27 protein-coding genes are annotated in these 24,486 nt (G+C 44.2%); 5 read left to right on the plus strand and 22 right to left on the minus strand.

Annotated elements, in window-relative coordinates; translation table 11 throughout:
* Nucleotide 1 precedes the first annotated feature (1 nt).
* Nucleotides 2-643: a class I SAM-dependent methyltransferase gene (locus NYE20_RS14620; RefSeq protein WP_072175891.1), complete on the minus strand. Its 642-nt coding sequence runs from the start codon at nt 641-643 to the stop codon at nt 2-4.
* 192 nt (nt 644-835) lie between these two features.
* Between NYE20_RS14620 and NYE20_RS14625 the strand changes: the two genes are divergently transcribed.
* The gene (locus NYE20_RS14625; protein WP_014477495.1) at nt 836-1,039 is read left to right on the plus strand and encodes a YrzA family protein; all 204 of its coding nucleotides are present in this window, start codon (nt 836-838) and stop codon (nt 1,037-1,039) included.
* Between the two features lie 36 nt (nt 1,040-1,075).
* On the opposite strand, the gene NYE20_RS14630 is transcribed toward NYE20_RS14625, so the two are convergent.
* The 13 genes from NYE20_RS14630 to NYE20_RS14690 form a co-directional block, all read right to left on the minus strand.
* Nucleotides 1,076-1,777 (minus strand): YrrS family protein, encoded by a 702-nt coding sequence (locus tag NYE20_RS14630; protein ID WP_072175892.1) that lies wholly within the window; start codon nt 1,775-1,777, stop codon nt 1,076-1,078.
* Nucleotides 1,778-1,841: 64 nt separating this feature from the next.
* Nucleotides 1,842-3,596, minus strand: a complete 1,755-nt coding sequence (locus tag NYE20_RS14635) for a penicillin-binding protein 2 (RefSeq protein ID WP_024572771.1) — start codon at nt 3,594-3,596, stop codon at nt 1,842-1,844.
* A gap of 53 nt (nt 3,597-3,649) precedes the next feature.
* Entirely contained in the window at nt 3,650-4,123 is a 474-nt protein-coding gene (gene greA, locus NYE20_RS14640; protein WP_004399078.1) for a transcription elongation factor GreA, read from the minus strand.
* A 250-nt stretch (nt 4,124-4,373) separates the two neighbouring features.
* Complete coding sequence (udk, locus tag NYE20_RS14645) at nt 4,374-5,009, minus strand: uridine kinase (protein WP_003225916.1); 636 nt, start codon at nt 5,007-5,009, stop codon at nt 4,374-4,376.
* A 6-nt stretch (nt 5,010-5,015) separates the two neighbouring features.
* The gene (locus tag NYE20_RS14650) at nt 5,016-6,284 is read right to left on the minus strand and encodes a U32 family peptidase (RefSeq protein WP_003229802.1); all 1,269 of its coding nucleotides are present in this window, start codon (nt 6,282-6,284) and stop codon (nt 5,016-5,018) included.
* 18 nt (nt 6,285-6,302) lie between these two features.
* Complete coding sequence (locus NYE20_RS14655) at nt 6,303-7,232, minus strand: peptidase U32 family protein (protein ID WP_161621706.1); 930 nt, start codon at nt 7,230-7,232, stop codon at nt 6,303-6,305.
* Between the two features lie 5 nt (nt 7,233-7,237).
* Nucleotides 7,238-7,891, minus strand: a complete 654-nt coding sequence (locus tag NYE20_RS14660; protein WP_072175896.1) for an O-methyltransferase — start codon at nt 7,889-7,891, stop codon at nt 7,238-7,240.
* A gap of 151 nt (nt 7,892-8,042) precedes the next feature.
* Nucleotides 8,043-9,125, minus strand: coding sequence for an endolytic transglycosylase MltG (mltG, locus tag NYE20_RS14665; protein ID WP_003229799.1), 1,083 nt, complete (start codon nt 9,123-9,125; stop codon nt 8,043-8,045).
* A gap of 130 nt (nt 9,126-9,255) precedes the next feature.
* Nucleotides 9,256-9,537 carry a DUF1292 domain-containing protein gene (locus NYE20_RS14670; protein WP_003246199.1) on the minus strand — a complete coding sequence of 94 codons (282 nt, stop codon included), beginning with the start codon at nt 9,535-9,537 and terminating at the stop codon, nt 9,256-9,258.
* Nucleotides 9,538-9,554: 17 nt separating this feature from the next.
* Nucleotides 9,555-9,971 (minus strand): Holliday junction resolvase RuvX, encoded by a 417-nt coding sequence (ruvX, locus tag NYE20_RS14675; protein ID WP_003229795.1) that lies wholly within the window; start codon nt 9,969-9,971, stop codon nt 9,555-9,557.
* A 7-nt stretch (nt 9,972-9,978) separates the two neighbouring features.
* A complete protein-coding gene (locus NYE20_RS14680; protein WP_003225903.1) occupies nt 9,979-10,245 on the minus strand; it encodes an IreB family regulatory phosphoprotein in 267 nt (88 codons plus the stop codon).
* Nucleotides 10,246-10,329: 84 nt separating this feature from the next.
* Nucleotides 10,330-12,966: an alanine--tRNA ligase gene (gene alaS / locus NYE20_RS14685; RefSeq protein WP_339183271.1), complete on the minus strand. Its 2,637-nt coding sequence runs from the start codon at nt 12,964-12,966 to the stop codon at nt 10,330-10,332.
* A gap of 330 nt (nt 12,967-13,296) precedes the next feature.
* Nucleotides 13,297-14,358 carry an AI-2E family transporter gene (locus tag NYE20_RS14690; protein ID WP_033881628.1) on the minus strand — a complete coding sequence of 354 codons (1,062 nt, stop codon included), beginning with the start codon at nt 14,356-14,358 and terminating at the stop codon, nt 13,297-13,299.
* A gap of 155 nt (nt 14,359-14,513) precedes the next feature.
* Between NYE20_RS14690 and NYE20_RS14695 the strand changes: the two genes are divergently transcribed.
* The 4 genes from NYE20_RS14695 to NYE20_RS14710 are packed head-to-tail and all read left to right on the plus strand — an operon-like array spanning nt 14,514 to nt 17,468.
* On the plus strand, nt 14,514-15,242 hold the full coding sequence (locus tag NYE20_RS14695; protein ID WP_014480419.1) for an amino acid ABC transporter ATP-binding protein: 729 nt from the start codon (nt 14,514-14,516) through the stop codon (nt 15,240-15,242).
* Between the two features lie 20 nt (nt 15,243-15,262).
* A complete protein-coding gene (gene glnH / locus NYE20_RS14700) occupies nt 15,263-16,084 on the plus strand; it encodes a glutamine ABC transporter substrate-binding protein GlnH (RefSeq protein WP_015251575.1) in 822 nt (273 codons plus the stop codon).
* Between the two features lie 60 nt (nt 16,085-16,144).
* Nucleotides 16,145-16,795, plus strand: coding sequence for an amino acid ABC transporter permease (locus NYE20_RS14705; protein ID WP_041850168.1), 651 nt, complete (start codon nt 16,145-16,147; stop codon nt 16,793-16,795).
* A 16-nt stretch (nt 16,796-16,811) separates the two neighbouring features.
* Nucleotides 16,812-17,468, plus strand: a complete 657-nt coding sequence (locus NYE20_RS14710; RefSeq protein WP_003229784.1) for an amino acid ABC transporter permease — start codon at nt 16,812-16,814, stop codon at nt 17,466-17,468.
* Nucleotides 17,469-17,502: 34 nt separating this feature from the next.
* Here the strand turns inward: NYE20_RS14710 and NYE20_RS14715 are convergent, their stop codons facing one another.
* The 8 genes from NYE20_RS14715 to cymR form a co-directional block, all read right to left on the minus strand.
* Nucleotides 17,503-17,634 (minus strand): YrzQ family protein, encoded by a 132-nt coding sequence (locus NYE20_RS14715; protein WP_003229780.1) that lies wholly within the window; start codon nt 17,632-17,634, stop codon nt 17,503-17,505.
* A 21-nt stretch (nt 17,635-17,655) separates the two neighbouring features.
* Nucleotides 17,656-17,847, minus strand: coding sequence for a hypothetical protein (locus tag NYE20_RS14720; protein WP_003225893.1), 192 nt, complete (start codon nt 17,845-17,847; stop codon nt 17,656-17,658).
* A gap of 11 nt (nt 17,848-17,858) precedes the next feature.
* On the minus strand, nt 17,859-18,383 hold the full coding sequence (locus tag NYE20_RS14725) for a PRC-barrel domain-containing protein (protein WP_072173323.1): 525 nt from the start codon (nt 18,381-18,383) through the stop codon (nt 17,859-17,861).
* Nucleotides 18,384-18,438: 55 nt separating this feature from the next.
* Nucleotides 18,439-20,835: an ATP-dependent RecD-like DNA helicase gene (locus tag NYE20_RS14730; RefSeq protein WP_014477509.1), complete on the minus strand. Its 2,397-nt coding sequence runs from the start codon at nt 20,833-20,835 to the stop codon at nt 18,439-18,441.
* A gap of 24 nt (nt 20,836-20,859) precedes the next feature.
* Nucleotides 20,860-21,480: a tetratricopeptide repeat protein gene (locus NYE20_RS14735; RefSeq protein WP_166444025.1), complete on the minus strand. Its 621-nt coding sequence runs from the start codon at nt 21,478-21,480 to the stop codon at nt 20,860-20,862.
* 85 nt (nt 21,481-21,565) lie between these two features.
* Nucleotides 21,566-22,681 (minus strand): tRNA 2-thiouridine(34) synthase MnmA, encoded by a 1,116-nt coding sequence (gene mnmA / locus NYE20_RS14740; protein ID WP_014480424.1) that lies wholly within the window; start codon nt 22,679-22,681, stop codon nt 21,566-21,568.
* Between the two features lie 30 nt (nt 22,682-22,711).
* Nucleotides 22,712-23,851 carry a cysteine desulfurase family protein gene (locus NYE20_RS14745; protein WP_161621708.1) on the minus strand — a complete coding sequence of 380 codons (1,140 nt, stop codon included), beginning with the start codon at nt 23,849-23,851 and terminating at the stop codon, nt 22,712-22,714.
* 18 nt (nt 23,852-23,869) lie between these two features.
* Nucleotides 23,870-24,286, minus strand: coding sequence for a cysteine metabolism transcriptional regulator CymR (gene cymR / locus NYE20_RS14750; RefSeq protein ID WP_003225879.1), 417 nt, complete (start codon nt 24,284-24,286; stop codon nt 23,870-23,872).
* Nucleotides 24,287-24,486 lie beyond the last annotated feature (200 nt).

Below are 24,486 nucleotides of genomic sequence, written 5' to 3' on the forward strand. Positions count from 1 at the left end.
TTTACCGTTTGATCGCCTCCATTATCCACACGAAGTCGTTTTGCTGAGTGAATCGGACTGCAAAACCTTCAGCTGTAAACATTTCTTTCAACGCATCCAATGTAGGATAATGCTCTGTCTCTAAATCATTTGCAAGCTGATAAAAGCCTTGAGAACGGGCTTTATCGATAGCCTGTTGATACGCTTGCGCATTTTCAAAGACGGTATCGGCAAACACTATTTTATCATGCAAGTGAAGGTATTTGCCATATTGCTTTATGGCAGCCCGCTTTTCTTCGTCAGTCAAATGATGAAAAGCATATGAACTGACAATTGTATCAGCCTGAAATGGCGGCTCAGGGAATGTCAGGAAGTCTCCATCAACGATTTCCGATCTGCCTGAAAGCTTGTCAGAAGCCAGTTTACGCATTGCTGGAGAAGGTTCGATTCCAAATACAGTTTTGCTTGCATCGAGCAGCTTAGCCGTCAAATTCCCTGTCCCCGGGCCAAATTCTAACACATGCGTTCCAGATTTGCTGACGATGGCATCAAGGATATGATCGTAGCCTCTGAATGCTTCTTTATACTGAATATCTAAACCTTGTACTGTTTGATCATAAGTTGCTGCCCAATCTTCAAAGAGAGGGATAAATTCACGTCCCATATTTGTCACACTCCATATTTAATAATTCCTATAAGCATACTATGAGTTAATGATGGAACAGTTCCTATAATACCACATCTTCTGAAAAGCAGGTACTAAAACACTTTGTGTATTTTATGCCATCTCATATTGCGCATTGACCGCAAAAAAGCTTATACTTCATATGACTTGTGAAAGCTGGAGGGTCAAGACATGAATTTTCAATTAGATCTGATTAAAGACAAAGTGGAATTTTTTGAAGCGGCTTCATTGCAGGAGCTTGAAAAGAAAATCAATACACAAATTGAAAACAATAAAGCCATCATGCTCCGGGTGAAATCTGTTTCACACCAAACTGCTGTGGCAGAAGGAAGAATATTGTACAGCGCGGTGGTTCATTTCGCAGCTGAAGCCTAAAACAAAAGCAGCCGGTTGTAACCCGGCTGCTTTTGTTTATTTTAGCTTTTCTACTTTTGTCGGCTTCCAGCCTTTTTCATCGACCCATGTAATCGTGACTTGATATTTATTCCCAGTCGCCTTGTCCAAAATTTTGCCTTTGGCATCCTGAGGGCTCCCGTTATTTCCGAGCCAGAGCACCGTCATGTTATCTGTTGAGACACCAGTTGCGTACGAAATGGCTTTCAGCATCTCAGCCCAGTCTTGTGAGCTTGAATCATAAGTAGCGGCATGCTCGCCAGACTGCTCAGTTCCGACTGCTTTCCAGTCAGGATTTTCATACGTTTTTTCCACATCGCTCGATGAGCCGCCTTCTGTTACTTTTGCATCTTTAAGCCCGTTACCGGCTGAATCTGAGCTTGAATCTGAATCAGAGTCATCTTTTTTAGAAGAAGAATCATCTTTTTTGGAATCAGAGTCAGAAGACTTCTCAGAATCCTTTTCGCTGTCAGATGTATCTTTCTTGCTGTCTTTTATATCCTCATCCGATTTCTTTTCCGTCTTTCCTGAAGCCGGAGATTCCTGTTTTTGCGCCGTTTCAGAATCCTTGCTGACATCTTTGCTAGAAGGACTGTTAATGAAGAGATTCGCTGCTACTACGACAATTAGTATGGATACGATTGCGATTAAAATGTTAAGCACTAAATTGGCTTTTCTGCGTTTATCACGATTTTCATAACGAGATTGATTATTGCTCAATAATTCTGCACTCCTTTATCCCTCTTGGCTCAGCATATATTTTAACATGTGCTGAGAAGTTGTTCTATTTCTGATTGATTTCAATTTCGTGTACTTTTTTAACAATATCATAAAACACCGAATTTGTCAGAGCCTTATCTCCCGGTGTATCCATGTGTAAAACAACCAGAGCGTATTTCGGCTTATCCGCGGGAAAATATCCGGCAAACCATTTTTCATAGAGCGTTTCCTTCTCTTTTGAAAGCTTGCCTGTCTGGGCTGTGCCCGACTTCCCTGCTACAGTATACGGAAGATCTTGAAACCTTCTGCCCGTTCCGGAAGGAGATTCTACCACCCGCCGCAGTATTTTTTGAAGCTGCTGTGACGTATATTTGTCTATCGTTTCCCCTTTGAGCTTCTGATCTTTAAACGTAACGAGCGTTGTGCCGTTCTTATACTCAATTTGTTCGGCAATTTTCACCTGCCGTTTTTCTCCGCCGCGGGCGATTGTCGCCATCATATTGGCTACCTCCAGCGGCGTTACCTTTACATTTTTCTGCCCGATTGCTGTTTGCGCAATGGCTTTTTTGACTGATTTGTCTTTTTCATCCCCCCAAATCACGCCGCTTTTTTCGTTATACAGCTGGCGGAAATCGGTTTCGTGGTACAGTTTTCCCTCCCAGCCTGCCCGATCAGTGAGAGCCAGCTTCTCGGACATATCTTCAATAACCGAGCTGTCTTTTTTCATTAATTGTTCTGCAAGACTCGTAAATGTGTAATTACAGCTTTGTGCAAAACTTTCATCAAAAGACAAGGTTCCTTTGTCGTCCCCCGGTTCCCCGTACAGGTTTAAATTGCAATTAAAGGTTTGACTAGGCTTCACCATATTATTTTCGATTGCAGCTGCGGCAATGACTGTTTTAAAAACTGATCCGGGATAGATTGGCGTCAGCATATAATTTTGAAGTGTGTTTTGCCGGGACACATCCGCATCTGGTTTGCTTACAATTCCCAGAACACTGCTATTTTCGATGTCCAGCAGTACAGCTCCTCCCTTTTTCAGCCCCTGTTCATCCAATACCTCCTCCATCGCTTTTTGAATGCTTTGATCGATCGTTGTTTTGACCTGGAGCGGATAAAATGTATTGGCTTCAGCTGTATATTTGACGTCCATGCCAAACAAAGGGTTTCCTTTTCCGTCCACATGATATAAAAGCTTTGTGTCTTGTTCCGGAAGCAAAAACTCGTCAAATGTCCGTTCTAAACCGGTTGTTCCGATTTCTGTTGTAATCGGAAGGCTCTCCTTGTCAGGATATTTCTTGCGAAGCAGCGCCGGATCTTGGTTCGTGCTCCCTATCGTATGTGAAGCAAGGCTGGGCTTGTCTTCATTCTCCATATATACGCCGTAAATGCCGGGATATTTCAAAGAATTGATTTTTGTGATAGATTGTTTTGAAAGTGTTTTGATTTTCTTTTGCTGCAAAATGACCGGTTTTTTTGCCTTACCTAGTGTCTGGCGCAAATCATCTTCAGACATGCCGAGGATGTCCGCAACTTTTTTGATCGGCCAATCCTGCGTCAGCAGAAAAGGGAACAAAACAACCGCAGGCTCGCTTTGTCCTGTCAGCGCCCGCCCGTTTCGATCTAAAAAAGAGCCTCTTCCATCTGAAATGAGCACTTCCTCCGTCCGCTGTTTCACGCTTTCTTGAATCAAATTAATTTTCTTTTTAGAAAATGATTCTGTGAAAAACAGCTGGATTTCTGCAAGCCTAAGCAGAAGCAGAAAAAATACAATCAAAAATGCGATGACTGCCAGCTTCATTCGTTTCGATATCTTCATAAAAAAACACCTCACCCACATTGTGGACGAGGTGTTTCGCTGCTAAACAAATATTATGAAATTTTCACAATTTTCACGAGCATTTCTCCGCCCGGTGTTTGTACTGTGACTTCTTCATCTACTTTTTTGCCCAAGAGGCTTTTTGCGATCGGTGAGTCGTTTGAGATTTTCCCTTCAAACGGGTCAGCTTCCGCGCTTCCGACGATCGTATATGATTCTTCATCACCGTCAGGCAGTTCGACGAAAGTGACGGTTTTACCCAAACCGACAACGTTAGAGCCGCCGTCATCTTCAATGATTTTCGCATTGCGAATCATATTTTCAAGAGTCGTCACGCGGCCCTCTACAAATGCCTGCTCTTCTTTCGCTGAATCGTATTCAGAGTTCTCGGAAAGGTCTCCGAAGCTTCTCGCAATTTTGATTCGCTCTACTACTTCTTTTCGTTTAACCGTTTTCAAATATTCTAATTCTTGTTCAAGTTTTTGTTTTCCTTCTGCAGTCATAGGAAATACTTTCTCTTGTGCCATGTCCCTTCACTCCTTCTGGTTGTCCCTCAACATCTTCGATTATGTATGAGAGCATAAACTAAAAAATACAAGAATGAGAACACAGGGCAGTCCTCGTTCTTCTCTCCCATATAGGTACTGTTTATCTTAAACTGAATCGTGTCGTTCTGCAAATATTTCGCGTTTATAAACAGGGAAAGAAGGGAATTCGCACATTCCCTTCCTGCCTATACATAATATGGTCAGAGTTATTTATGTCTATGCTATGGTATTACAAAATCGCGTTTTGTTCAAGAATGGTTTGAATTTTTGTGACCATCAGATCAATTGCGACGTGATTCTGACCGCCTTCCGGGATAATAATATCAGCGTATCGTTTCGTCGGCTCGACGAATTGGTTATGCATCGGACGGACCACTGACACATATTGTTCAATGACAGAATCAATAGAGCGTCCGCGCTCATTAATATCTCTCATAATCCGTCTGATGATACGCAAGTCAGCGTCCGTATCAACATAAAGCTTGATATCCATCAGATCACGAAGCCTTTTGTCTTCAAGAACAAGAATGCCTTCAAGGATAATAACATCCTTTGGCTCTACGTGAACCGTTTCTTCTGAACGTGTGTGAAGCTTATAGTCATAAATCGGCTTTTCAATCGGGCGGTAATTCAATAGATCCTGAATATGCTCGATTAAATAGTCATTATCAAACGCAAGCGGATGATCATAGTTTGTGTTCAGCCTTTCTTCAAACGGAAGATGGCTTTGGTCTTTATAATAAAGGTCCTGCTGGATCATTAAAATTGAGTGTCCTTTAAACTGTTCATAAATGGACCGTGTGACACTCGTTTTTCCTGAACCGGAACCTCCTGCGATTCCAATGACTACTGGATTCTTACCCATGGGCTGTTACTTCCCCTTTCTCATCATGTTGCTCGGATAAATCTTTTTGTCTAGTTTGAATTTGACAATTTGCAGGGGATGGCGGGCAGCATCTAGCTCATTTCCGTCTTCGTCCCAAATGGTTTCAATCGTATGTGTAAAGTTTTCGATTTCTGGTCCGAAAAATTCCACTTCGTCGCCTTTTTTGAAGAAATTGCGCTGCTGAAGCGTGACCATTTGTGTATCTTCATCATAATTCAGCACTAAGCCGACAAAATCATATGTCGTTTTCTTGGCGTGTTCGCCGAACATTTGCTCTTCATAGCCTGGCGTTCCTTCAAAGAAAGCTGTCGCAGTGTCCCTGTTGGCGCACTTATCAAGCTCTTCAAGCCATTCTTTTTGAATCACAAAGTTTTCTGGATCAGCGCAATAAGCATCGATTACTTTGCGGTATACGCTGACAACAGTTGCTACATAGTGAATGGATTTCATGCGGCCTTCAATCTTTAAGCTGTCGATCCCCATTTCAATCATTTTTGGAATGGATTCAATCAGCTTCAAATCTTTCGGGCTCATCGCAAATGGTGCATCTTCTTCACCATACAAAGCAACGGCGTTGGCACCGTCTGTTTGGTAGAGATCATAATCCCAGCGGCATGACTGGCAGCAGCCTCCGCGATTGGAATCCCGCGCTGTCATGTGATTGCTCAGCACGCAGCGGCCGGAATATGCAATACACATTGCGCCATGAATGAAGGATTCGATTTCAATATCTACCTTTTCTTTCATTTCTCTGATTTCAAGAGCGCTAGTTTCACGTGCCAGCACGACGCGGTCGAGACCTTCTTCCTTCCAGAACTGGACAGCCTTCCAGTTTGAAAGAGACTGCTGTGTGCTCAAGTGAACCTCAACATTCGGCGCCACTCTGCGGCATGTTTCAATAATAAGCGGATCTGCCACAATAATACCGGCAACGTTGGCGTCTCCAAGCGCTTTTAAATAGTCTTCAAGCCCGTCCATGTTTTCATTATGAGCGAAAATATTCGTTGTTACGTAGATCTTCGCGCCATATTTCTTTGCGAATTCAACGCCTTCTGCAATTTCTTCGATCGTAAAGTTATCGGCATTCGAGCGCAGCCCGTATTCCTGTCCCCCGATAAAGACCGCGTCCGCTCCGTAATGAACAGCGATTTTCAGCTTTTCAAGATTACCCGCAGGTGCGAGAAGTTCCGGCTTTTTCGTAATCACACGCTTTCCATTAACGATTGTGGATATTTTATCATTTACGGCAGTCATAGCTTAACCTCCTTTTGATTAATAAACCGTTTCCTTGAAGAAGAATCCGGTATCAATTTTTCTGTTTACTGGCTGGATGCTTTCAATGTGTTCGATCCAGTCTTCTTTTTTCGCTTCGTATTCGTCACGGTTTTCCACACACAAATCAATTGCTTCTCTGTACATTTTGGTGACTTCTATTAGGTATTCAGGCGTTTTCAAAACACCATCGATTTTGAAAGAATCAATTCCGGCATCTATCAATTCCTCGAGCTCATCAATGATGCACACATCGTTCGGGCTCATGATGTGAGTGCCGTTTTCATCTTCGAAAATCGGATATTTATTATCACGTTCTTTATCGTGTAAAAACATGCCTGATTCTTTTTTCTTTCTTTCAATGTCCATGACTTTGCCCTGATATTCAAAATAGTTTCCAATCAAAGAACGCTTCGATTGGAACATGCACGTCATTCCATGCACCTGGATTTCAATTTCGACTTCCGCATTTTCTTTAATCTCAACAATGCTGTCCATGTTTAATTCTCTGGCAAGCACAGAGCGCGCCGCACCCTTGCGTCCCCAGTAGTTGCATGTATAATAGTTGGTGCCTGTCGTTTCTGTGCTCCAATGAAGCTTCAGAGCAGGCGCAGATTCACGGGCAGCCATCAGCACGGCAGGATCGCCGAATACCGCTGCATCGACACCGGCTTCTGCTAAGAAAGCCAGATATTCGCCAAGCTCACCCACTTTATCGTTATGGAAAATTGCATTTACAGCAACGTATACTTTTGCTCCTTCTTTGTGAGCAATCTCTACGGCTTTTGTTACATCTTCACGAGAAAATTCTCCGGCTAATCTCAAGCCGTATCTCTGTTCCCCAACTAAAAACGCAGTTGCCCCCGCCTGTATGAGCGGCAAAATGTCCGCTGTGCTCGTCGGCGTCACTAAGAGCTCTGGTTTTTTCATGACGTTCACCTCTTCTTTTTACTAATCGCAAGTCCGTCCCCGACAGGAATAATCGCAGTTTGATAATCCGGATGATTCATCAGCCAATGATTATATTCATCAATTTTTGCTACAAGCCTGCGCCTTCTCTTCGGTTCTATTTTGCTGTAATCCTCTGCCACCAGACCTTTAAACAGCACGTTGTCTGTTATAATCATCCCGTCCGGTGAAAGCATCGGTTCATATAAATGAAAAAAGTTTTGATACTGACCTTTTGCAGCGTCAATAAAAATGACATCGTAAGGCGCGGTTACATGAACGGCGTCGGCTAATTCAAGCGCATCTCCGTAAAAAACATGAATCCGGTCATCAAGCTGAAATTCCTTGATATTGTTTACCGCTTCTTCATGCCGTTTCTCATTGCGTTCAATTGTATATATTTCAGCAGACGGCAGCTCCAGCGCCATTCGAATGGCTGAATAACCAATGGCCGTTCCGATTTCTAGTATTTTTTTCGGCTGTTTCACAGACAAAATTTGAAGCAGCACCTCCATGCCCGCTTTTTCCATAATCGGGACATGATGTTCTTCTGCATATGCTTCAAGCTTCTTCACGTTATCCGGCCGAGGCTTTAATAATGCTTCTATATAGTCATTTATTTGTTCATACCGGTCAGTCACTACAAACAGCCTCCCGTTCTAAAAAGGAGTGCCCCAGTCTTATGCGCAGGACACTCTCTGAATACATCATGATACATCGGTAAACAACCCGATATATTTTATCATAAAACCTTGCGGAAAGCGAACAAAAGGAGAGCTTTTTGCTCTCCTTTTATTTCTCATTTTTTGAGGAAATGTATTTTTCTTTTGCTTTATTATGCTCTTTTAGCGTTTTTGTAAATACGACCTCACCATTTGATTTGGCCAAGAAATACAGATAGTCCGTTTTATCCGGATGCAGCGCCGCTTCCCATGATGACATGCCGGCATTGGCAATCGGCCCTGGCGTCAGCCCTGTGTTTTTATACGTATTGTATGGTGAATCGATTTCCAGATCCTTATAAAGAACCCGATCTTTATGCTTGCCTGCCGCGTACAGGACGGTCGGATCTGTTTGGAGCGGCATTTTCTTTTTCAGGCGGTTATAAAAGACGCTCGCAATTTTATGGCGGTCGGCTTTTTCAGTCGCTTCTTCTTCTATCAAAGAAGCCATTGTCAGCAGCTTATGCACAGAAACTTTGTTTTTCTTCATTTCTGATTTATATGTTTCCACATAAGAATTTGTCTGCTTAATCATTGCCTTGATAATGTCTTCAAGTGATGTGTCCGGATCGTTAAAAGGGTATGTAGCCGGGAATAGGTACCCTTCAAGCGGGTGCTTAATGTTTTTATTGAAAACATCATTTGTCACAGTGTCCGGGAATTCTTTCTTCAGCTGATTGATAAATGTTTCATCGTCCAGCTTCGCTATGACTTGTTTTTTAGAGTATTTTGTTTCATCCGCAATAGCAGCCGCGATTTGGGTCAGCTGTGCTCCCTCAGTCACTGTGATTTGAAAAGCGTAACCTGTAGCCCCGCTTGTCAGCTTCTGAATAATGGCATCTAAATCCATACCTTTATTCAGATGGTAGAATCCGGCCTGAAACCCGGAAGCACCTTTATATTTCACATAGTACTGAAACGCCTTCTCGCTTTTTATGACATCATTTTTCTTTAATATCGATGCGATGGCTGAAACAGACGAACCGCTCGGAATGTTAATATTAACTGTCGTTTTACTGTCTTTTTCAACAGGTTCAAGCAATGATTTCCCATATAAAAATGCCCCGCCAATGATGAGAAACAGCACAACAATGGAAGACAGTATGATTCTTTTTTTATTAAAAAACGATTTTTTTTGCTGATTGATATACATTAGGTCTCCTCCCATCAGCTCTTATACTACATGATTCATTGTATTTCGGCAATTTATTACAAAAAGAGGCCTGCATAAAGCAGAAAAAAGCCGGAGCAGTATAGCTCCGGCTTTGGTTTGGCGCGATGTTTTACTCTTCGTCTTCGTCCGCTAAGAATGTGTTTAATGTTTCTTCGATCATATCCCATTCTTCGTCAGTTTCAATCGGGAATAGCTCACCGTTTTCACCGTCTTCGTTTGGCGTGAAGCTGGAAGCAAGAATTTCTACTTCTTCGTCATCTTTTGATTCGATTGGATAGTACAAGACATAAGACTTGCCAAACTCTTCGTTTTCAAATGTAAACAGCACTTCACAAAGCTGTTCATTTCCTTGATCGTCAACAATTGTAATATTTTTTTCGCCGTGTTCCATTTTCTTCACCTCTGGCTTTAATTTAAGCTGTCAAGATATCCTTGTAAAATCATAACAGCCGCCATTTTATCAATGACTTTTTTTCGTTTTTGCCTGCTGACGTCAGCTGCAATCAGCATTTTTTCAGCCGCCATTGTGGTAAGACGCTCGTCCCACAGCACAACAGGAACATTGTACGTTGTTTCAAGCACTTTCGCAAATGTTTGGCTGGCTTCGCCTCTCGGGCCGACTGTTCCGTTCATGTTCTTAGGAAAGCCGAGCACGATTTTATCTATAGTATAGTCCTTTATCAGTTCAGATAAACGGGATAAACCATAATCGCCTTCTGCTTCATTTATCTTTATGGTCTCAATGCCTTGAGCAGTCCAGCCCATTTCATCGCTCAGAGCTACACCGAGTGTTTTGGTTCCTAAATCGAGTCCTAATATTCTCATTCTTTATTTACGCCTCTTTATGCTGTTCTAAATAAGACTTTACCAATTCCTCGATTAATTCGTCTCTTTCAAGTTTGCGAATTAAATTGCGAGCGTCACGATGCCTAGGAATATAAGCGGGATCACCTGACAGCAAGTATCCGACAATCTGGTTGATTGGATTGTAGCCCTTTTCCTGAAGCGCGTCATACACTGTAATCAGCACCTCATTTACGTTAGTCTCAGCAGAATCATCGGAGAAATTAAATTTCATCGTTTTATCAAACGAGCTCACCGTTTTGCACCTCTTTCCCAAATTCGCAGGCAAAGTTCAGCCTGGGGTCCTAATCTTACCATCATTCTACACTACATGGGCGAATTATAAAACGGATTTCACCCAATCTTCTACAGAAGCCAAAGCTTCTTCTAATTTTTCCGGCTGTTTACCGCCTGCCTGCGCCATGTCCGGACGGCCTCCGCCGCCTCCGCCGCAAACTTCCGCAGCTTGTTTAACCAGCTTGCCGGCGTGAAGGCCTTTCTCAATGAGGTCCTTTGTGACTCCGGCAGAGATATTAACTTTATCGTTTTGTACCGCACCAAGCACGATCACCGCAGAGCCAAGCTTTGCTTTGAGTTCATCGACCATAGTGCGGAGATGATTCATGTCTTTTGCATTTACTTTTGCCGCAAGCACGTTTACGCCGTCAACTTCTTTTACTTTCGACAGGATTGCTCCTGCTTCCACGTTGCCTAGTTTTGCAAGAAGAGATTCATTTTCTCTTTGTGCATCCTTCAGTTCAGCCTGCAGAGCCGCGACCCGTTTCGGCACTTCTTTGATATTTGTTTTCAGCTCGTCAGCGGTCTGCTTCAATACAGAAATCTGGCTGTTCATTTCGACGTAAGCGCCTTGTCCCGTTACAGCTTCAATCCGTCTTGTGCCTGCTCCGATTCCGGATTCTGAAACGATTTTAAACAAGCCGATTTCTGCTGTATTTCTGACATGGCAGCCGCCGCACAGCTCTAAGCTGTAATCTCCAACTTGAACGACACGGACAATATCGCCATATTTCTCGCCGAACAGTGCCATCGCACCCATTTCTTTTGCTTCAGCGATCGGTTTCAAATCAACGCTGACCGGGATGCTCGCCCAGATCTTTTCGTTTACGATTCTTTCAATTTGTTCGAGCTCTTCTTTTGTCACTTGGCCAAAGTGCGAGAAGTCAAAACGAAGACGGTTTTCCGTTACAAGAGAGCCCGCCTGATTGACATGAGTTCCAAGAACATCTTTTAGAGCCTGATGCAATAAATGCGTTGCCGTGTGGTTTTTAATGACGCCGCTTCTCATATGGTCTTCAACTTCAGCCGTAACATGCAGGCCTTTTTGAACAGTACCGCTCTCTACAACACCTTCATGCACATGCTGGCCGTTCGGCGCTTTTTGAACATCTTTAATTCTTACAACGGCCTGCTCGTTTCGGAGATAGCCTTTATCGCCGATTTGGCCGCCGCTTTCTGCATAGAACGGTGTTTCATCAAGGATGATTTGAACGCTTTCTCCTTCATGAGCCTCTTCGATTAATTGGCCGTCCTGAAGAAGCACAATGATATTGGCATCAGCTTTGGTTTGAGAGTAGCCGACAAATGTGCTTTCATCTGTCACGTCGCGCAGTGCGCCGCCCTGCACCTGCATGCTGCCGACATCCTGGCGGGCGTTTCTTGCCCGTTCACGCTGCTGGTTCATTTCCTCCTCAAAGCCCTCATGGTCAACCGTCATGTTCTCGTCTTCTGCGTATTCTTCAGTCAATTCAACCGGGAATCCATACGTATCATACAGTTTAAACACATCAGCACCTGAGATAACGCTGCTGCCCTTGTCTTTTTCTTTTTTGATCATTTCTGACAGGATCGCAAGCCCTTCATTAAGGGTCTCATGGAAGCGTTCTTCCTCGGTTTTAATGACTTTTGCGATGAAATCCGCTTTCTCTTTCACTTCAGGATAGAAATCAGCCATGATTTCTGCGACAACCGGCACTAAATCAAACATGAACGGACGATGGATGTTGATCGTTTTGGCATAACGCACGGCACGGCGTAATAAGCGTCTTAATACATAGCCGCGGCCTTCATTTGACGGCAGCGCACCGTCACTGACAGCAAAGGCAACCGTTCTGATATGGTCAGCAATCACTTTAAACGCAGTGTCTTTCACATTGTCTTTGCCATATATTTCACCAGAAATCGATTCTGTTGCTTTAATGATCGGAACAAACAAATCGGTGTCAAAGTTTGTCGGAACATTCTGGATGACAGATACCATTCTTTCAAGACCCATGCCTGTATCAATGTTTTTCTTTGGAAGCGGTGTGTACGTTCCGTCAGGGTTATGGTTGAACTCTGAGAACACAAGGTTCCATACTTCCAGGTAACGGTCGTTTTCCCCGCCTGGGTAAAGCTCCGGATCTTCTGGATCATTACCGTATGCTTCACCGCGGTCGTAAAAGATTTCCGTATTCGGTCCGCTCGGCCCTTCACCGATATCCCAGAAGTTCCCTTCCAGACGGATAATTCTTTCTTCAGGAATACCGATTTTTTTCGCCCAAAACTCATATGCCTCTTCATCTTCAGGATGAACCGTAACAGAGAGAAGCTCTTTGTCGAAGCCAATCCACTTGTCGCTCGTTAAAAACTCCCAAGCCCATGTAATGGCTTCTTCTTTGAAATAATCGCCGATGGAAAAGTTTCCGAGCATTTCAAAGAAAGTGTGATGGCGCGCAGTTTTACCTACATTTTCTATATCGTTTGTTCTGATCGCTTTTTGAGCGTTTACGATTCTTGGATTTTCCGGCACGACACGGCCGTCAAAATATTTTTTCAGCGTCGCAACACCGCTGTTGATCCAAAGCAGTGAAGGATCCTCATGAGGCACTAATGACGCGCTTGGCTCTACCGCATGTCCTTTTTCTTTAAAGAAATCCAAAAACATTTGACGCACTTCCGCAGAAGTTAAGTGTTTCATTGTATTTCCTCCTCTATAAAAATCGAAATTCTCTTAAGTGACAGCAAAAAAGCCCTCCCCCTATGCAAACCAACGTTTACACAGGGACGAGAGCTGTCTCGCGGTACCACCCTGATTACGGGCATTCATTCGCCCGTCACCTTTAACCCTGTAACGCAGGATAAGCGGCAGTGATTAACTGCACTCAGGATTAGCTTCCTCCGATCTTCTGATAAAGCTCCTTTCAGCTTATGGAGCTTCTCTCTTTAACAGGGCTTCGGCGTACTCAGATCCGTCACTCGAGATTCGTATGTATTCTACGAGAAATTATAGACAAGCGGCACGCCGATGTCAATGCTCCGTCCTCATCCGTAAAAAATGGATCATCATTACTTTTAAAACAGCCGTCGCAGGAACAGCCAGAATCATCCCGACGATTCCCGCAAGCTCCCCTCCGGCAAGGAGTGCAAGCATGATAACGACCGGATGCATTTTAAGGCTTCTGCCGACAATGAACGGACTGAGGATATTTCCTTCCATAAACTGCAGAATAAACACCGTAATCACCACAACAAGAACCGCCTTCACTGAGATCGTCATCGCAATTAACAACGCAGGAACAGCTCCGATGAAAGGGCCAAAATACGGGATGACATTCGTTACTCCAGAGATAAGGCCAAGTATCAGTGGATACGGAAGCCCAAATACCCAGAACGAAATGCCTGCAATCACGCCAAGAATCAAGCAGACCAAAAGCTGGCCGCGGATATAATCGCCAAGCGAATCATCCACATCCCGCAAAAAGGCGCTGCCCCGCTTTCTCCACGACTTCGGAGTCAAGTACCATACTGTCTTTTTCATTAATTCAATGTCCTTCACCATATAAAACACGAGAAAAGGGATTGTTGCAGCAATTAAGAAGTAATCAAGCACATTGCGGATCCCGCTGATCGCACCCTCGATCGTTCCCGCAAAAAACGTCTCCGTCTGGCGGATCATTTTATCTATACGGTGATGCATACCATCAGGCCAGTCATCCGTATGGTTATGCACATGAAGAAGAAGCCCGTTATACGTTTCGGCAAACATGGGTATATTTTCTGACAAATCCGTCAGCTGCACGATTAAAACAGGCACCCCTTTATACAACGCCCAGCCAATCCCGCCAAAAAAAAGTACATAAATGACCAAGATGCTCAAAGTCCTAGGCAATCCTTTGCCATGCAGCCATTCCGTGACCGGAAGCAATAAATAAGATATAAAAATAGAAATGATCAAGGGAATAAAGATCGTTTTTATGACGAGCCAAAAGGGTGACCATAACATATCAAGCATAAAAAAGACATAGACTGTTAACAGAACCAGCAAACAAATAGCCACCCACAACAAAAGCTGCACCGGTTTTTGGAGCATCTGCTTTCACCTCACCTATATCTTTTGAGGTTTACACGGAATTATTCTTTATGTTTCTTTAGTTAGTCAGAAGTCATGGACATTTTTTCACATTTAATTTTCAGAAAAGTTTGATCATTTACTTTTTGGTCAAATTTTCTGATAGGAGGATTGCGATGATCACATTTCAAAATGTAAACAAGCATTACGGAGATTTTCACGTGTTAAAACAAATTAATCTTCAAATCGAAAAAGGTGAAGTCGTTGTTATCATCGGCCCATCCGGTTCCGGTAAAAGCACATTGCTCAGATGCATCAACAGACTTGAGACGATCAATGAGGGAGTGCTCACAGTAAACGGCACCGCCATTAACGACAGAAAAACTGATATCAATAAAGTGCGGCAAAATATCGGGATGGTGTTTCAGCACTTTCATTTATATCCACATAAAACAGTGCTGCAGAACATCATGCTGGCTCCGGTAAAAGTGCTTAGACAATCACCTGAACAAGCAAAGGAAACGGCGCGGTACTATCTTGAAAAAGTCGGCATCCCAGACAAGGCTGACGCCTATCCTTCCCAGCTTTCCGGCGGGCAGCAGCAGCGTGTTGCCATCGCAAGAGGACTGGCGATGAAGCCGGAGGTCATGCTGTTTGACGAGCCGACATCAGCACTTGATCCTGAAATGATCGGTGAGGTGCTAGATGTCATGAAAACACTCGCCAAAGAAGGCATGACAATGGTTGTCGTGACACACGAAATGGGGTTTGCCAAAGAAGTTGCCGACCGGATTGTCTTCATTGACGAAGGAAAGATTTTAGAAGAAGCAATGCCGGCTGAGTTTTACGCGAACCCAAAGGAAGAACGGGCCCGCTTATTCTTAAGCCGTATTTTAAATCATTAAAACAGAATGGGGGAGCTTGTATGAAAAAGATTTTTTCTTTAGCATTGATTTCTTTATTCGCTGTCATCTTGCTTGCCGCTTGCGGCAGCAAGGGATCAAACGGAGAAGCCTCAAAGGAGAGCAAAAAAGATACGCTAGCCGCCATTAAAGACAATGACAAAATTGTCTTCGGCGTAAAAACGGACACTCGACTGTTCGGTCTTAAAAATCCAAGCTCAGGTGAGATTGAGGGTTTTGATATTGATATTGCCAAACAAATCGCTAAAGACATTTTAGGTGATGAGAAAAAAGCTGAATTTAAAGAGGTCACCTCAAAAACAAGGATTCCTATGCTGCAAAACGGGGATATCGACGCCATTGTCGCCACAATGACGATCACTGATGAACGAAAAAAGGAAGTTGACTTTTCTGATGTCTATTTCGAGGCCGGGCAATCGCTTCTCGTGAAAAAAGGCAGCAAAATCAAGAGTGTCGAGGATCTTGACAAAGGCTCAAAAGTTCTTGCAGTAAAAGGCTCCACCTCCTCTCAAAACATTCGTGAAAAGGCGCCTGAAGCATCTGTTTTAGAATTTGAAAACTACGCAGAAGCCTTTACAGCCCTTAAATCGGGGCAAGGCGATGCCCTCACCACAGATAATGCGATTTTATATGGAATGGCCGATGAAAATAAAAATTATCAATTAACAGGAAAGCCTTTTACAGATGAGCCTTACGGGATCGCCGTGAAAAAAGGGCAATCTGCTCTCGCGAAAGAAATCAACGCTTCACTTAAAAAGATGAAGTCGGATGGCAGATACGATGAAATTTATAAAAAATGGATCAAAGAAGACCCAGCTGAATAACAACCATCCCGGGATGAGCAGGCGATGCTCATCCCAATTTGATAAGGAGTGAATAGGCAGATGAATGTGTCAATTCTTTTCGATAACTTCGGCATGTATATGGACGGTTTTTACCATACCTTGCTCGCAAGTGTTATCGCGCTGGCCGGCAGTTTTGTCCTCGGCGTCGCTGTAGCGGTTATGAGAATAACAGTCTTTAAGCCGCTGCAATGGCTAGGGACCGCATATGTAGAATTCATCCGCAACATCCCTCTTCTTTTAATTACCTTTGTTTTCTATTTCGGACTTCCAAACGCAGGCCTGAGGCTTGACGGTTTTCAAGCGGGAACGGTTGCTCTCACCATTTATACCTCTGCGTTTATCGCTGAAGCCATCAGAGCAGGCATCCAGTCTGTTTCAAAAGGGCAGATGGAAGCGTCACGCTCGTCAGGCTTTACCTACAGCCAAGCCATGCTCCATATCATTTTGCCGCAGGCAATCAAAATCGTCATTCCGCCTTTAGGCAATCAATTTTTAAACTTAGTCAAAAACTCTTCGATTCTTGGGGTTGTGGCCGGATTGGATCTTATGTACCAAGCCGATTTAGTTTCGTCGAGCACACTCGTTGTATTTGATGTTTATATTTTTGTGGCGCTTTTTTACTTAGTGCTGACGATTCCGCTTAGCATCGGTGTTAACTATCTGGAAAAACGGCTGGAAAAAAGCTATTGATAAGGAGTGAGTTACATTGGATTTCATCGGTGCTTATTCACAGGAGCATTTAGCGTTTTTATGGGATGGCTTTCTCGTCACCTTGTACGTTGCTTTCATCTCCATCATTCTGAGCTTTTTCTTCGGTTTAATCGCAGGCACCCTGCGTTATGCGAAAGTTCCCGTTCTTTCTCAATTGATTGCGGTTCTCGTTGAAACGATCAGAAACCTCCCCTTGCTGTTAATTATTTTCTTTACGTTTTTTGCCCTTCCGGAAATTGGTATTAAGCTTGAAATAACAGCTGCTGCAATTACAGCACTAACGATTTTTGAATCCGCTATGCTATCTGAAATTATCCGAAGCGGACTGAAATCAATTGACAAAGGACAAATTGAAGCGGCGCGCTCCTCCGGGCTGAGCTATACACAGACCCTGTTCTTTATCGTTATGCCGCAAGCGCTTCGCCGCATGGTTCCGCCCATCGTAAGCCAGTTTATTTCTTTATTAAAAGATACATCGCTCGCTGTTGTGATCGCCCTGCCTGAACTGATTCACAACGCGCAAATTATTAACGGCCAAAGCGCAGACGGCAGTTATTTTTTCCCGATCTTTTTACTTGCGGCCCTTATGTATTTCGCAGTCAACTACAGCCTTTCACTCGCAGCAAGACGCCTCGAGGTCCGGCAAACATAGAAAAGGATACTCTTTGGAGAGTATCCTTTTTGCATTAAAACATTTTCGTAATTCTTCTTCTCATCCGCTTCATGCTTCGATTATTCAGCATGTCAGATTGAGTCGCCATTCGGTACACGAGAGCTCCGGCTCCCATTGCCAAAAGAGAAGTCATCGTCCGATTCATCCTGCGCATCTCCTTTCATGATTAAAAATTGATGCTGCGTTCATCCTCAGAAAACAAATCATCCAAGCTGCTTAACGTTCCGTCTTCTTCCACCTGATGAGTTGCAATCTTCCCTTTCGCCACTGTCAGTTCAATAAAACAGCCCCAACAATAATATTGGTTCACGCCGATTTTGCCGATATCCTTACTTTTGCAATTCGGGCATATAAGCATAACTCACACCTCTATCCGTTCAGAACGATCTCGTCTTTCCGCACCTCGACAAGCGAATCCGCTCTTTGGATCTGGCGCTTGCTTCCCGCCAGGTCAGAAAAGAAACCGTCCGAGAGTTCATATGCTACGATTATGCCCCTGTCCAAACAAAAGTATACATCTTCCAGCATCCCCAATATATCGCCCTCTTGCGATTTCACAAGCTTCATCTTCATCTGCTCGTATGTGAAGCATGATTTCGGAAGAGGCAAAAGCTGTTCTGAACTGACCGAAGCCAATATGCGGTCATCAAGAATGGAAGAGATATCACACGCCCGTAATAGCGCATGATGATGATGCAAAAAGCGTTTTTGTGCAAGAATAAACCCAAGACAATCTCCTTTCAGAGAAAAACAAATATCGGAAATTGTCCCAAGATAACTAGAAGTTCGTTCTGAGTATACTGGGAATCCTTCTACTTCATGGCATGTTCTCAAAGTGTGATCAACCACCTTTTGTTGAACAGGCTTAGGTTTTGCTTTGCGCCTTAGACTCATACGATGAAATCAATTCCACTGCAAATGAAAAAACTCCCGCTTGCACGGGAGCATTTTATTGCTGTTCTTCTTTCATAAAATCGAATGGTGTAATGCCTTCCATGCCAATGTTGGCGTCGTGTACGCTGAACGGGAGCTCTTTTTGCAAAGCTTCAAGCTCGGCATCCATTTCCTCAACCTGTACGGACAGCCTGTTTTTCAAAGAGGTCTGTCTGACAGTTGCATCATTATTTTTTACGCCCCACTCCAGCGCCTCCTCCTCACCGCATAAAATGAGAAATTTCTTCGCTCTTGTAATCGCGGTATAAAGAAGGTTTCTTCTGAGCATTCTATAATAGCCTTTCACAACAGGCAAAACCACAATCGGAAATTCACTTCCCTGCGATTTATGAATAGAACAGCAATACGCATGGGTAAATTGATTAAAATCTTTTTTCGTAAACGTCATTTCATTGCCATCAAAAGAAACAACGGCCATGTCTTCTTTTTCTGTATTTTCCTTTGCATAAAATATCGACGTGATTTCGCCAATATCTCCGTTGAATACATTGTTTTCCGGCTGATTGACAAGCTGCAAAATTTTATCTCCGGTTCTGTAGACAACATCCCCGAACTTCAATTCTCTCCGTTTTTCTTTAGGAGGATTTAAAATGTCCTGCAGCATCACATTCAATTCATTAATGCCGGCTTTTCCTCTGTACATCGGAGCGAGGACCTGAATGTCCTTTGCTGTATAGCCTTTTTTCAATGCATTGGCGACAACCTTCTCAACTACTTCTTTGATTTGCGAGCCGCCGCAGCGAATAAAGGAACGGTCCTTTGTCGGGGCAGTCAAATTGTTCGGCAGCAATCCATTTTTCATCTGGTGGGCAAGCTCGACGATTGATGACCCCTCCGCCTGGCGATAGATGTCTGTCAGTCTCACAGTCGGAATCACCTGGGATGCCAGCAAGTCTCTGAGCACTTGTCCCGGACCGACAGAAGGCAGCTGGTCTTCGTCTCCGACAATGATGATTTGTATATGATCAGGGATCGCCTTGAACAAATGATTCGCCAGCCAAATATCAAGCATACTGGCTTCATCGATAATTAACAGCTTCCCTTCGATCGGCTGATCCTCTGTATGAGTAAAGCCTTCAGCACCGTTCCAGCCAAGCAGCCTGTGTATCGTGACTGCAGGGAGTCCCGTTGATTCACTCATCCGTTTTGCTGCTCTCCCTGTCGGAGCGGCCAAAACAATCGGAAAAGCTTCATCCTTTTTATAAGCTGACGGATCTAGTGACACACCGTGAAGCTCTCCGTAGAGCTCGACAATCCCTCTGATTACCGTCGTTTTCCCTGTTCCAGGACCGCCTGTTAAAAGAAGCATCGGCGAGGAAAGGGCTTTTTGAATCGCTTCCTTCTGGCTGGGGGCATACTGAACGTTCATCCGTTCTTCCAGTTCTCCCAACGCGAGCAAAAACTCTGATTCGGGAAACTGGTTCTCATATTCGGTTTGGCTAGCGATATGTTTCACACGCTTTGCAACGTTTTGTTCTGCGTAAAACAGCGAAGGAAAATAACAGCGGCCATCTTCTATGACAATGTCTTTATTTTCTCCAAGGGCAATAATCGCGTTAGCGGCATCCATTTCTGTGATGCGCTGCCCTTCCCTTGCTGACTGGTTTAACAGTGATTGAGTGTCGATGATCAGCTGTTCCGTTTCTATGTACGTGTGCCCCTCTGACAGACAAGTCGTTTCAAGCGTGTACAAAATAGCAGCTTTTACCCGCTCAGGATGGTTACCCGAAAGACCCATTCTGCTGCCCAGCTCATCCGCTTTCCCAAACCCGATGCCTTCTACATCCTTCACAAGCTGATAAGGATTTTCCTGAATCTTTTCAAGCGTCTCGGATTCATAGGCTTGATAGATTTTCATAGACAGCTGCGGGCCAAAGCCAAACTGATTCAAGGAAATCATGATTTGTTCCAGTCCCTGATGCCGCTGCAATGCGCCAGCCAGCGTGTCGGCTTTCTTTTTTGAGAGTCTGGGAACATCATAAAGCACTGAAGCATCAGCCAATATTTTATTAATGGCGCTGTCGCCCAGCTTTTTCACAATTTCTTCAGCTGTTTTTTTGCCGATCCCCTCGAATAAATCACTCGATAAATATTGAATGATGCCTTCCTTAGTCGTTGGAATCTCCTTTTTGAAATGCTCCGCCTGAAATTGGAGCCCGAACTTTGGATGGGTTACGATCTTTCCGTAAAACGTGTAGGTCTCTTCTTCTTGAAGCGCAGGGAAGTAGCCCGTCACGGATACGGCTTTATCTTCAATGGCTTCGGAGGTCTCTGTGACTTTCACTTTCAGAACCGTATATAAATTGGTGTCATTATGATAGATGACTGTGTTGACTGTCCCTTTTAAATAGGGCTCTTCCTCCAGTTTAAGCTGATCCGGATGCTGCTGCACGAGCTGTCCCTCCTCCTGTGCCTGTTATGATGGATCAATCAGTTTTTTAGCATGAAGCGCAAGCATATGATCTGGCTGGATATCGATTGCCTTGTCCAGCATTTCAATCGCTTTTTCTCGGTTTTCTTTATAAGCATAAGCGACACCGGCATTATAAAATGCATCTGCATGCCCCGGGTCTTGCTCTGTCACAGCTGCGAATTGGCTGAGCGCTTCGTCCAGCATGCCCTCGTTGGCTAAGCACATCCCGAATTGAAAACGCGCTTCCGTATCGTTTTCATTCAGTTCGACCGCTCTTTGTAAATATGGCAGTGCAAGCTTAGGCTGTTCGAGCTTGACAAGTACCGTTCCGAGCATGTAAAACAGGTCACCGTTTTCCATCCCCGCACGTAACGCTTTTTCAAACATGTCTTTGGCTTCTTTGTACATTTCTTTTACAACATAGACATTTCCTGCTCCATAATAAGCAGTGGCTGCGCTACTGTCTAATTCAAGCGCTTTATCATAAAACGCAAGCGCACGTTCCAGCTCGTTTACGGATGAAAGCAGGTTGGCAAAATTGATATAGGGAATCGCGTCTTCTTTATTTTCTTCAATCGCTTTTGTAAATGCCTCTGCCGCTTTCTCGTAATCGCCTTCCTGCATCGCCTCTATACCGAGTTGATTATAATCCACCGATCATCTTCCTTTCATTAAAAAACCCCAACTCAGTGTTGAGGTTTTTCATCTTTTATACGTACCACAATTTTGTTCCGTCTTTGTACACATCATCAATTGTCCCGCCGCCAAGGCATTCTTCGCCGTCATAGAAGACAACGGCTTGTCCCGGCGTTACAGCGCGGACTTGTTCATCAAAGATGACTTCCGCTTCACCTTCGCCAGTCATGCGCACTGTTACTTTATGATCCTCTTGGCGGTAACGGAATTTAGCCGTGCAGGAAATCTCTTCGCCCTTCATGATATCCGAACGTACCCAGCTGATATTTGTTGCTGTGATTTTGTCGGAATATAAAAGAGGGTTATGGAACCCTTGATCTACGTAGAGGATGTTCTTTTCAAGATCTTTCCCTACCGCAAACCACGGCTCGCCGCTTCCGCCGATGCCAAGGCCGTGACGCTGTCCGATCGTGTAGTACATCAACCCGTCGTGGCGGCCTTTTACTTCGCCGTCCATCGTCATCATATCGCCCGGCTGTGCAGGGAGATATTGGCTGAGAAACGTTTTGAAGTTGCGTTCGCCGATAAAGCAGATGCCTGTACTGTCTTTTTTCGTCGCCGTTGCAAGTTCTGCTTCTTTGGCGATTTCACGCACACGGCTTTTTTGAAGTTCGCCGATCGGGAACATGACTTTGCTCAGCGTATCTTCTGTCAGCTGATTCAAGAAGTACGTTTGATCCTTGTTTTCATCAATGCCGCGCAGCATTCTGACTTTTTCGCCGCTTCTGTCTACTCTTGCATAGTGGCCAGTCGCTAAATAGTCGGCGCCAAGTGACAATGCATGCTCCAAAAAGGCCTTGAATTTAATTTCTTTGTTGCACAGTACATCCGGGTTTGGTGTTCTGCCTGCTTTATATTCATCAAGGAAGTATTGAAATACCTTCTCATAATATTGCTTTTCAAAGTTTACGGCATAATACGGAATTCCGATTTGGTTGCAGACGCGGATCACATCTTCATAATCCTCTGTCGCCGTGCAAAAACCGTTTTCGTCCGTATCATCCCAGTTTTTCATAAAGATTCCGATTACATCATAGCCCTGTTCTTTTAACAGCAGGGCCGCCACAGATGAGTCTACTCCGCCGGACATGCCGACGACGACTCTTGTATCCTCCGGCCGTTTTTCCATTTCATTCACTCCAATTACTACGCCGCCTTATTATGTCAGCCGTTTGACAACGTCGGCCACATGTTTGGCAGCAGTTTTCACTTGCTCAGCCGTATTGCCGAGGCCGAAGCTGATTCGAATAGAGGACGTCAGCCGGTCACTCTCTTCGCCGAACATAGCAGTCAGAACATGTGACGGCAGGACTGAACCGGCCGTACACGCTGAACCGCTGGAGACAGCGACACCCGCCATATCAAGATTGACCAGCAGCGCTTCCACTGACACACCGGGGAAATAAAGATTCAGAACATGCGGCAGACTATGCTCTTTGTCCCCGTTGATCTCGAATGCCACACCTGCATCTCTAAGCGTGTCGGCAAAGATTGCTTTAAACGATTGATACTTCTCGTTTTTTTCGTCCCGTTCTTCACTTGACAGCTTGATCGCTTCTTTCAGCCCGACAATGCCTGGAACATTTTCGGTTCCGGCACGGCGTTTTCTTTCTTGCTCTCCTCCGAATAAAAGCGGTGAAAGCTTCACATCTTTACTAGCATATAAAAAGCCTGTCCCTTTTGGCCCGTTGAGCTTGTGCCCGGAAACAGACAGAAGGTCAATATGGCTGTTTTTCACATCAATTGGCAGCAACCCGAATGCCTGAACAGCATCGGTATGAAAATAAGCTTTGTGTTCCTTTAACAGCTCACCGATTTCTTCGATCGGCTGCACTGTTCCAACTTCATTATTTCCATACATCACTGTCACAAGGATTGTATCATCACGCAGTGCTTCTTTCACCTGTTTTGCACTGACTCTTCCATTTTGGTCAACGTCCAGATACGTTATGTCAAATCCGTCTTCCTCAAGTTTTTCACATGTGTGAAGCACGGCGTGATGCTCAATTTTTGTTGTGATGACATGTCTGCCAAGATCTTTTCTTGTAAGTGCGGTTCCCATGATCGCCAAGTTATCAGCTTCCGTTCCCCCGCTTGTAAAAATGATCTCCTGCTCTGCCGCTCCGATTTCTGCTGCGATCTGCGCTCTTGCTTCATCCACCCATTTTCGAGATTCTCTGCCAAATGAATGAATACTGGAGGGATTACCGAAACTGCCGGAGAAGTGCGGTATCATTTTTTCCAGCACGCGCTCATCCATCGGAGACGTTGCGGCATGATCTAAATAAATCCGTTCCATTATGTTTACACCTCTGATCTAAATATAGAACATATAAGCTTCTTGCTCTCCGTCTGTATAGCTGGCAAGATCCTCTAATGTTGTACTGTCTAAAACCTCTTTTACAGCATCCCGGATGCGAATCCAGAGCTCACGCTTGGCAGGCTCCTCATCTTCCAGCACTTCAACAGGGCTGATCGGCCCCTCAAGCACACGGATAATATCTCCCGCGGTAATGGCATCCGGCTCACTGCCTAATACATATCCGCCATATGCGCCTCTGATGCTTTTCACTAAACCGGCATTTCTGAGCGGCGATACCAGCTGCTCCAAATAATGCTCGGACAAATTATTCGTCTGTGCGATGCTTTTTAATGAAGTCGGGCCTTCACCGTGCTTTTTTGCAAGCTCGATCATAATGGTGAGCCCGTATCTTCCCTTAGTTGATATTTTCAACATGAACACCTCTGTTATTTCATGATTTTCCACATTTATAATGGTAATTTCTATATGTTTCGTCCGTTTATTATCTTATAGACCAACTGTTATTATAACATACCTTCAGCGAATTTTCATTGAGGCAGAAGGAAAGGGGCCTTTACCCTTTTCTAATGTACGGTTTTCCGTTACCCTGTAATTAAGTAAGGAGAGATGAT

Source organism: Bacillus sp. FSL R5-0416, assembly GCF_037975425.1.
Classification (GTDB): domain Bacteria; phylum Bacillota; class Bacilli; order Bacillales; family Bacillaceae; genus Bacillus; species Bacillus subtilis.